Annotated in this window: 3 protein-coding genes and 1 pseudogene; 3 read left to right on the forward strand and 1 reads right to left on the reverse strand. The window is 64.7% G+C overall.

The window, feature by feature from the left end:
• The coding region (locus JCM25156_RS11405; protein ID WP_025813177.1) for a peroxiredoxin at nucleotides 1-542 on the reverse strand (542 nt) is incomplete at its 3' end.
• Between the two features lie 89 nt (nucleotides 543-631).
• On the opposite strand from JCM25156_RS11405, the gene JCM25156_RS11410 reads away from it, so the two are divergent.
• The 3 genes and pseudogenes from JCM25156_RS11410 (at nucleotide 632) to JCM25156_RS11420 (ending at nucleotide 3540) form a co-directional block, all read left to right on the forward strand.
• Nucleotides 632-1555 (forward strand): MBL fold metallo-hydrolase, encoded by a 924-nt coding sequence (locus JCM25156_RS11410; protein WP_025813179.1) that lies wholly within the window; start codon nucleotides 632-634, stop codon nucleotides 1553-1555.
• A 58-nt stretch (nucleotides 1556-1613) separates the two neighbouring features.
• Nucleotides 1614-2897: pseudogene (locus tag JCM25156_RS23760) on the forward strand (NAD(P)/FAD-dependent oxidoreductase).
• A gap of 73 nt (nucleotides 2898-2970) precedes the next feature.
• A complete protein-coding gene (locus JCM25156_RS11420; RefSeq protein ID WP_025813180.1) occupies nucleotides 2971-3540 on the forward strand; it encodes a DUF1643 domain-containing protein in 570 nt (189 codons plus the stop codon).
• Nucleotides 3541-3545 lie beyond the last annotated feature (5 nt).

Genomic DNA, 3545 nt, shown 5'->3' on the forward strand with positions numbered 1-3545 from the left:
ATGACCGCGCCCTCGTCGCTGCGGCGCAGGGCCGCGACAAGGCGGAGCAGTTCGTCTACCGAGCGGCCCACGGTCATGGGGTACCACAGCAGGGCGCGGATCGTGCCCGCCGGGTCGATCACGTAGGTCGCGCGCACGGTGGCGCTGTTCTGCGCGGTGGGGTCCAGCATGCCATAGGCGCGGGCCACCGCCATGGAGGGATCCTCGACCAGCGGAAAGGGGATCTCGACACCGAAGCGGTCCTGAATCGCGTCCAGCCAGGCCAGATGCGCGTACAGGCTGTCCACCGACAGGCCAAGCAGCGCGCAGTCCAGCGCGGCGAAGCGGTCCGCCGCCCGGGCCAGCGCGATGAATTCACTGGTGCAGACCGGCGTGAAATCCGCCGGGTGCGAAAACAGCACGAGCCAGCGCCCCCGGAAATCAGACAGGCGCACCTCGCCCTTCGTGGTGCGGGCCTGGAAATCCGGCGCCACGTCACCAATACGCAACGGGCGCATGTCCATCACATGGCCGGTTGCCGGTATGCTGCCCTCAGTATTCATGTCCTGCCTTTTGCATCTGCCGCGCCTTGACGCAACCCATCCCATAACATACATTTATTATGTAATTTCGAAACTGTGGAAGGCATTCCATGCCAGACCCCGTCATAACGGCTGCCGCCAGCCAGATCACGACCTGCCGTGCAAACGGTCATGTTCCGGTTATCAGGACTTTTTTTGATAACCCGACCTTTACCGCCACCCATGTCGTGCATGACCCCGCCACCCGTAGCGCCGCCATAATCGACAGCGTCATGGATTACGACCCGGCATCGGGCAAAACCGATCACGATCTCGCCCAGGAAATCGTGGACTACATAACGGCCGAGAAGCTGAAGGTGGAATGGGTGCTCGAAACCCATGTCCATGCCGATCACCTCTCCGCCGCGCCATGGCTGCAGGAACGCGTGGGCGGCCAGCTCGGCATCGGGGACGCGATCATGCGCGTGCAGGATATTTTCGGCAAACTGTTCAACGCGGGCACCCGCTTCGCGCGCGACGGGTCGCAGTTCGACCGCCTGTTCCATGATGGCGCGCGGTTCATGCTCGGCTCCCTGCCCGCCATCGCCCTGCATGTGCCCGGCCACACCCCGGCAGACATGGCCTATGTGATCGGGGACGCCGCCTTTATTGGGGATACGCTGTTCATGCCCGATTACGGCACGGCGCGCGCCGATTTTCCGGGGGGGGACGCGCGCATGCTGTACCATTCGATCCGGCGGCTCCTTTCCCTGCCGGAGGAAACACGGATTTTCCTGTGCCACGACTACATGGCCCCGGGGCGCGATGAATACGCGTGGGAGACCACCGTCGGGGCGGAACGGCGCGGCAATATTCACGTTCATGACGGCGTGGATGAAAATACGTTCGTACAGATGCGCACCGCGCGCGACGCCACGCTTTCCCTGCCCAACCTGATCATGCCATCCGTGCAGGTCAACATGCGTGGTGGCAATCTGCCCGAACCGGAAGATAATGGTGTAAGTTACATCAAGATCCCGGTCAGCAGGTCCTGACAGGCCCGCTGCCGCCCCGACACCGAGTCCCTTTTCCATCCGATTACGGAGATCCTTCATGACACAGACCGATCCATCCGCCCCCAACCTGTCCAGTTCCGTACGGGGCCTGACCTACGATGTCGTCGTGGTTGGCGGGGGCGCGGCGGGGCTGTCCACCGCGGCCAGCATCCTCAAGCGTCGCGGTGGCATCACGGTCGCGATCATCGAGCCTTCGGGGTCGCATTTCTACCAGCCGGGCTGGACGCTGGTGGGTGGCGGCGTGTTCAAGCAGTCCCAGACCCGCCGGTCGGAAAAGAAGCTGATCCCGGCGGGGGCCGACTGGGTGCAGGCGGCGGCCACCGGATTCGAACCTGATTCCAACCTCGTGCACCTGTCCAACGGTTCCTCCATCCGTTACAGCGTGCTGGTCGTCGCGACCGGCCTTACGCTGGACTGGGACGGGATCGAGGGGCTGAGCGAGACGCTGGGCCGCAATGGCGTCACCTCGAACTACCGCTACGACCTGGCCCCCTATACCTGGCAACTGGTGCAGACGCTGGGGCGCGGCAACGCCGTGTTCACCCAGCCGCCCATGCCGATCAAATGCGCGGGCGCGCCGCAGAAGGCCATGTACCTGGCCTGTGACGCATGGCGTCGGCGCGGCCTGGCCGACAATATCAACGTCTCCTTCCACACCGCCACGCCGGGGCTGTTCGGGGTGAAGGAATTCGTGCCGGCGCTCATGGAATACATCAAGCGCTACCATATCGACCTGCACCTGAAATCCCGCCTGACGAAGGTGGACGGCAAGAACCATGTCGCCACGTTCGAGAACGTGGGCGAAGATGGCTCCAAGACCACGTCCGAGACGGAATTCGACATGCTGCATGTCGTCCCGCCCCAGCGCGCGCCCGATGTGGTGCGTAACAGCCCGCTGGCGGGCGATGGCGGCTGGGTGGCGGTTGACCCCGCGACGCTGCGCCACCTCAAGTTCGAAACGTTTCGCGCTGGGTGACGTGGCGGGCACTTCCAACGCCAAGACGGCGGCCGCCGTGCGCGTGCAGGCCCCGGTCGTGGCGGTCAACGTGCTGGCGACACTGGACCATCGCCCGATGGTGGCCGATTATGACGGCTACGGCGCATGCCCGCTTACGGTTGAGCGCGGCAAGATCGTGCTGGCCGAATTCGGTTATGGCGGCAAGCTGGAGCCCACCCTGCCACATGGCTGCTTGATGGCCGCAAGCCCACCCACCTTGCATGGCTGCTGAAGGAATGGGTCATGCCGGTCATGTACTGGGATGGCATGCTCAAGGGCCGCGAACTGATGGTCGCCCCGCACAAGATCGGCACGCCGCGCTGAAGCCGTAGCACCCGGAACGCCACATGGCCGCGCGGACTGGACGTCTGCGCGGCCATGCGTATGAATACCGCGCATGAACACCCAGCAACCGGCCCGGCACCATGTGGGCCATTCCCGCCCGCTCCGCCTGGCCGATGATGTCGTCAGCAAGGCCATCTACGGTGGCCCGGACAAATGCTACCGCTATACCCTGAGCCGCACATGGGATCCGGCGCGCCCCGCGATCATGTGGCTCATGATGAACCCCTCTGTCGCGACGGAGGATGGCGATGACCGGACGGTGGCGAAATGCCAGCGTTACGCCCGCGCATGGGGGTACGGCACGCTTCTGGTGGGCAATACCTTCGCCTATCGCTGCACCGACCAGAAACGCCTGACGGAAGTGCCCGACCCCGTCGGCCCCGATAACGACCGCCACCTGCTGGACATGGCGCGCAGGGCCGACATGGTTGTCGCGGCCTATGGCTCCCCCGTAATCAAGGGATTGCTGGCGCGCGGGCCGGAAGTCGTGCGCATGCTCCAGCAGCATGGCATTACCGTCAGCGCCATGCGCCTGAGCCGCCGGTCAGGTCGGCCCGAACATCCCCTTTACCTGCCTGCCGACCTGCGGCCGGAGCCATTGCCGCCTTTTGCGGGGGATTGAGCGGG

This window comes from Komagataeibacter kakiaceti JCM 25156 (assembly GCF_000613305.1).